Below are 604 nucleotides of genomic sequence, written 5' to 3'. Positions count from 1 at the left end.
CGAAAAATAAGTATGCATAAATTGTTCACTGAGACCTAGTCCCTCTTGGACCAGTTGTTCTTGGGTCTGGCGGTCTTTTAAGTGTGAGAACCACCATACTTCGGTGGATTCTAAACTGTCATAGCTTTTTAAATAGAAGCGCCAGTAGAACTTTAAAAGTCGGTATTCACGTGTATCGGGTTTGAACTGTTTCATCAGTTGAACTCGCGTCTGGTTTAAGGACCTAAGTGTCATTTGGACCAGATGAAAGTTATCCGCAACTAGCTTAGCGTTGGGGAAAAGCGTCCTAATGGCTGACTCGTATTGTGAATTAAAGTCCATGACAATAGCTTTAACATTCCTCCGATTTTTATTCGAGTAATGGTTCCTGAAAAATCGCTTAATATCGGCGTTCTTACGCCCTGGAAGGATGGTGACGATATCATGAGTTTTTGCATCAATCGCAATGAAACTCATTTGATTACCTGTTGACCGAAACTCATCGATACACAACTGCCTTGGCAAACCATTGTAGGCAGGCTGGATTTCTTTGCCTAGTAGAGTTAAACGTCGACATACTGTGTTAGTAGAGACGTTGTATTGTGTCGCGATACTACTCATCGTA

General features: G+C 41.7%; 1 protein-coding gene. It reads right to left on the bottom strand.

From position 1 onward, the window contains the following. Positions 1-604: transposase (locus ACYVJ4_RS17750; protein WP_460461412.1), on the bottom strand; the 604-nt coding region annotated here is incomplete at both ends.

It is taken from the genome of Angustibacter peucedani (genome assembly GCF_054779595.1).
This window is presented reverse-complemented; position numbering and strand designations above follow the sequence as displayed.